General features: G+C 46.3%; 1 protein-coding gene, 2 tRNA genes and 3 rRNA genes. 5 read left to right on the top strand and 1 reads right to left on the bottom strand.

What is annotated here, in order from left to right; genetic code table 11:
* Nucleotides 1-72: 72 nt before the first annotated feature.
* Nucleotides 73-264, bottom strand: coding sequence for a hypothetical protein (locus G3997_RS00455; protein WP_296646372.1), 192 nt, complete (start codon nucleotides 262-264; stop codon nucleotides 73-75).
* 365 nt (nucleotides 265-629) lie between these two features.
* Here G3997_RS00455 and G3997_RS00460 point away from each other — a divergent pair.
* The 5 genes from G3997_RS00460 (at nucleotide 630) to rrf (ending at nucleotide 5,648) form a co-directional block, all read left to right on the top strand.
* Nucleotides 630-2,132: ribosomal RNA gene (locus G3997_RS00460) — 16S ribosomal RNA — on the top strand.
* Between the two features lie 110 nt (nucleotides 2,133-2,242).
* A tRNA-Ala gene (locus G3997_RS00465) sits at nucleotides 2,243-2,318 on the top strand.
* Nucleotides 2,319-2,412: 94 nt separating this feature from the next.
* Nucleotides 2,413-5,311 (top strand): 23S ribosomal RNA (locus tag G3997_RS00470).
* A 130-nt stretch (nucleotides 5,312-5,441) separates the two neighbouring features.
* Nucleotides 5,442-5,515 (top strand) — tRNA-Gly (locus G3997_RS00475).
* A 16-nt stretch (nucleotides 5,516-5,531) separates the two neighbouring features.
* Nucleotides 5,532-5,648 (top strand): 5S ribosomal RNA (rrf, locus tag G3997_RS00480).
* Together the 16S, 23S and 5S rRNA genes with 2 tRNA genes alongside form the textbook arrangement of a ribosomal RNA operon.
* Nucleotides 5,649-5,685 lie beyond the last annotated feature (37 nt).

Below are 5,685 nucleotides of genomic sequence, written 5' to 3' on the forward strand. Positions count from 1 at the left end.
TAGAACAAAATAATATAAAAAGTGCATTAGAATATTCTAATGCACTTTTTATATTTGAAAATAAATAGTTATCTAAGACATTTTTAAATCGTTTATATAATTTTGAAATTGAGAAAATTCCATATCATCTTCTAATTCAACAACAGTAGAACTTTCATTATCAAAATTTTTTAAGTAAATTGTATGATTATTTTCAGCCTTATCATAATAAATACATCTATATCCATCTTCGTATAAATTCTTGAGAGTATTAAAGTCAGACATAATAACATCTCCTTTTAAAATATGATTGAAGTTATTATATTTTCTCACAAATTAATAATAATATGTGTAATTTATAGTGGAATAAAATATATAATAAAAGAAAAATTAAAAAAAATATAAAAAAATTCAAAAAAAGTGTTGACCATATAAAAAAGAGATGATATAGTTATAAGTGTCCAAGAGAGATGGACAAAAAAGAACTTTGAAAATTAAACAGTAGGTTAATTTATAGAATTACAACTAACAAACCAAGCCAGATATTCAGATAATGATTAGTCTGAGCAGGTAGTCAAATTTATTTGAGCAACGGATTTATCTGAAGCGGTAGCGAAGATATATCGTTGGCGATATAAATTCGAAGAATTTATTTTGAGAGTTTGATCCTGGCTCAGGATGAACGCTGGCGGCGTGCCTAACACATGCAAGTCGAGCGATTTACTTCGGTAAAGAGCGGCGGACGGGTGAGTAACGCGTGGGTAACCTGCCCTGTACACACGGATAACATACCGAAAGGTATGCTAATACGAGATAATATGCTTTTATCGCATGGTAGAAGTATCAAAGCTTTTGCGGTACAGGATGGACCCGCGTCTGATTAGCTAGTTGGTGAGGTAACGGCTCACCAAGGCGACGATCAGTAGCCGACCTGAGAGGGTGATCGGCCACATTGGAACTGAGACACGGTCCAAACTCCTACGGGAGGCAGCAGTGGGGAATATTGCACAATGGGCGAAAGCCTGATGCAGCAACGCCGCGTGAGCGATGAAGGCCTTCGGGTCGTAAAGCTCTGTCCTCAAGGAAGATAATGACGGTACTTGAGGAGGAAGCCCCGGCTAACTACGTGCCAGCAGCCGCGGTAATACGTAGGGGGCTAGCGTTATCCGGAATTACTGGGCGTAAAGGGTGCGTAGGTGGTTTCTTAAGTCAGAGGTGAAAGGCTACGGCTCAACCGTAGTAAGCCTTTGAAACTGGGAAACTTGAGTGCAGGAGAGGAGAGTGGAATTCCTAGTGTAGCGGTGAAATGCGTAGATATTAGGAGGAACACCAGTTGCGAAGGCGGCTCTCTGGACTGTAACTGACACTGAGGCACGAAAGCGTGGGGAGCAAACAGGATTAGATACCCTGGTAGTCCACGCCGTAAACGATGAGTACTAGCTGTCGGAGGTTACCCCCTTCGGTGGCGCAGCTAACGCATTAAGTACTCCGCCTGGGAAGTACGCTCGCAAGAGTGAAACTCAAAGGAATTGACGGGGACCCGCACAAGTAGCGGAGCATGTGGTTTAATTCGAAGCAACGCGAAGAACCTTACCTAAGCTTGACATCCTTTTGACCTCTCCCTAATCGGAGATTTCCCTTCGGGGACAGAAGTGACAGGTGGTGCATGGTTGTCGTCAGCTCGTGTCGTGAGATGTTGGGTTAAGTCCCGCAACGAGCGCAACCCTTGCCTTTAGTTGCCAGCATTAAGTTGGGCACTCTAGAGGGACTGCCAGGGATAACCTGGAGGAAGGTGGGGATGACGTCAAATCATCATGCCCCTTATGCTTAGGGCTACACACGTGCTACAATGGGTGGTACAGAGGGCAGCCAAGTCGTGAGGCGGAGCTAATCCCTTAAAGCCATTCTCAGTTCGGATTGTAGGCTGAAACTCGCCTACATGAAGCTGGAGTTACTAGTAATCGCAGATCAGAATGCTGCGGTGAATGCGTTCCCGGGTCTTGTACACACCGCCCGTCACACCACGGAAGTTGGGGGCGCCCGAAGCCGGATTGCTAACCTTTTGGAAGCGTCCGTCGAAGGTGAAATCAATAACTGGGGTGAAGTCGTAACAAGGTAGCCGTATCGGAAGGTGCGGCTGGATCACCTCCTTTCTAAGGAGAATTGCCTACTGTTTAATTTTGAGGGTTCTTAAAAAATCCTTAAAAAATATTGACAAAAATCGACAAAGTTATTATAATATAACATGTTGAAAAAATAATATGGGGGTGTAGCTCAGCTGGGAGAGCACTTGCCTTGCACGCAAGGGGTCAGGAGTTCGATCCTCCTCATCTCCACCATTAGTACTTTGAAAACTGCATAACATTTAGTGATATGACATCATTTTAAACATATATGACAAGAAAAGTCTTTAAAATTACACTTTTAATAACTGGTCAAGTTATTAAGGGTGCAGGGCGGATGCCTTGGCACTAGGAGCCGATGAAGGACGTGATAAGCTGCGATAAGCTTCGGGGAGTTGCACGTAAACTTTGATCCGAAGATTTCCGAATGAGGAAACTCACTTAGAGTAATGTCTAAGTATCGTTAAGTGAATACATAGCTTAGCGAGGGGAACCCGGGGAACTGAAACATCTAAGTACCCGGAGGAAGAGAAAGAAATTCGATTCCGTAAGTAGCGGCGAGCGAACGCGGAACAGGCCAAACCAATGAAGTTTACTTCGTTGGGGTTGCGGACATACGACATGGAAAGATATCATAGACGAAGAGAGTTGGAAAGCTCCGCCATAGAAGGTAATAGCCCTGTAATTGAAACGAGAAAGCTACTAGTATGATCCAGAGTACCACGGGACACGTGAAACCCTGTGGGAAGCAGGAGGGACCATCCTCCAAGCCTAAATACTACCTAGTGACCGATAGCGCATAGTACCGTGAGGGAAAGGTGAAAAGAACCCCGGGAGGGGAGTGAAATAGAACCTGAAACCCTGTACTTACAAGCTGTGGGAGCACATTACTTGTGTGACCGCGTACTTTTTGTAGAACGGGCCAACGAGTTACGATATGCAGCAAGGTTAAGCACTTAAGGTGTGGAGCCGTAGCGAAAGCGAGTCTTAAATGGGCGACTAAGTTGCATGTCGTAGACCCGAAACCGGGCGACCTATCCATGAGCAGGTTGAAGCGAAAGTAAAATTTCGTGGAGGACCGAACCCACGAGCGTTGAAAAGCTCGGGGATGACTTGTGGATAGCGGTGAAATTCCAATCGAGCCCGGAGATAGCTGGTTCTCCCCGAAATAGCTTTAGGGCTAGCCTCAAGGTTGAGAGAAGCGGAGGTAGAGCACTGAATGTCCTAGGGGGTATTGCACTTACCGAAGACTATCAAACTCCGAATGCCGTATTCTTATACTTGGGAGTCAGACTGTGGGTGATAAGATTCATAGTCAAAAGGGCAACAGCCCAGATCGTCAGCTAAGGTCCCTAAATGTACGTTAAGTGGTAAAGGATGTGGGATTGCACAGACAACCAGGATGTTGGCTTAGAAGCAGCCACTCATTTAAAGAGTGCGTAATAGCTCACTGGTCGAGTGATCCTGCGCCGAAAATTTCCGGGGCTAAAACGTACTACCGAAGCTACGGCATCATTTATGATGGGTAGGGGAGCTTCGTATGCAGGCTGAAGCATGACCGTAAGGACATGTGGACAGTATACGAGTGAGAATGTTGGCATGAGTAGCGAGACGTGGGTGAGAATCCCACGGGCCGTAAACCCAAGGTTTCCAGGGGAAGGTTCGTCCGCCCTGGGTTAGTCGGGACCTAAGCCGAGGCCGAAAGGCGTAGGTGATGGACAACAGGTTGATATTCCTGTACCGCCAATAAGCGTTTGAGAGATGGAGTGACACAGTAGGATAAGCTAACCACACTGTTGGTTATTGTGTGGCTAAGTATTGAGGCAGTCTAGATAGGCAAATCCGTCTAGATAATGCTAGGATACGATGGGTAAGCCCTTCGGGGCGAAGTAGCTGATTTCACACTGTCAAGAAAAGCTTCTATCGAGTTTAAAGGCGCCCGTACCGTAAACCGACACAGGTGGGTGAGGAGAGTATCCTAAGGCCAGCGAGAGAACTATTGTTAAGGAACTCGGCAAAATGACCCCGTAACTTAGGGAGAAGGGGTGCCTGTCTATGACAGGCCGCAGAGAATAGGCCCAAGCGACTGTTTACCAAAAACACAGGTTTCTGCTAAGTCGCAAGACGATGTATAGGAGCTGACGCCTGCCCGGTGCTGGAAGGTTAAGGGGATCTGTTAGAGCAATCGAAGCAGTGAACTTAAGCCCCAGTAAACGGCGGCCGTAACTATAACGGTCCTAAGGTAGCGAAATTCCTTGTCGGGTAAGTTCCGACCCGCACGAAAGGCGTAACGATTTGGGCACTGTCTCAACAATAGACTCGGTGAAATTGTAATCCCGGTGAAGATGCCGGGTACCTGCGACAGGACGGAAAGACCCCATGGAGCTTTACTGTAGCTTGACGTTGGGTCTTGGTACTACATGTACAGGATAGGTGGGAGACTATGAAGCATGGACGCCAGTCTGTGTGGAGTCATCCTTGGGATACCACCCTTGTAGTACTGGGATCCTAACCATAGGCCTTGAATCAGGTCTTGGAACACCGTCAGGTGGGCAGTTTGACTGGGGCGGTCGCCTCCTAAAAAGTAACGGAGGCGCTCAAAGGTTTCCTCAGCACGGTCGGAAATCGTGCGAAGAGTGTAAAGGCAAAAGGAAGCTTGATTGCAAGACATACAGGTCGAGCAAGGACGAAAGTCGGACTTAGTGATCCGGTGGTACCGCATGGAAGGGCCATCGCTCAACGGATAAAAGCTACCCTGGGGATAACAGGCTTATCTCCCCCAAGAGTCCACATCGACGGGGAGGTTTGGCACCTCGATGTCGGCTCATCACATCCTGGGGCTGTAGTAGGTCCCAAGGGTTGGGCTGTTCGCCCATTAAAGTGGTACGCGAGCTGGGTTCAGAACGTCGTGAGACAGTTCGGTCCCTATCCGTCGCAGGCGTAGGAAATTTGAGAAGACCTGTCCTTAGTACGAGAGGACCGGGATGGACGTACCTCTGGTATACCAGTTGTTCTGCCAAGGGCATGGCTGGGTAGCTATGTACGGAATGGATAAGCGCTGAAAGCATCTAAGCGCGAAGCCAACTTCAAGATAAGATTTCCCACCGTAAGGGTAAGACCCCAGGAAGACTACCTGGTTGATAGGTCGAAGGTGTAAGTGCAGTAATGTATTTAGCTTATCGATACTAATAGGTCGAGGACTTGACCAAAATAAACCTAAAGGTTTATATCGCCAACCAAATCATTATTAGATAATAATAAGGATGATTTCGGTTGCTAAAATAAAATGATAAATCTTAAATGATATGCAGTTTTCAGAGTATTAACTCTAAAACTTATGCGGGTGTAGCTCAATGGTAGAGTTCCGGCCTTCCAAGCCGGCTGTGAGGGTTCGATCCCCTTCACCCGCTCCAAACAAAATAAAGATTATGTGGTTATTATAGCAAAGAGGATACACCTGTTCCCATACCGAACACAGAAGTTAAGCTCTTTAGCGCTAATGGTACTTGGTGGGCGACCGCCTGGGAGAGTAAGACGTAGCCACGTAATCTTTTTTTATATTTATATCACCTTTAAAATTCAT

The sequence above is a fragment of the Romboutsia sp. 13368 genome (genome assembly GCF_018336475.1).
Classification (GTDB): domain Bacteria; phylum Bacillota; class Clostridia; order Peptostreptococcales; family Peptostreptococcaceae; genus Romboutsia.

What these genes read in the sequence shown, in the direction of transcription:
- G3997_RS00455 (WP_296646372.1), bottom strand. Translation starts at nt 264, where the DNA reads ATGTCTGACTTTAATACTCTCAAGAATTTATACGAAGATGGATATAGA.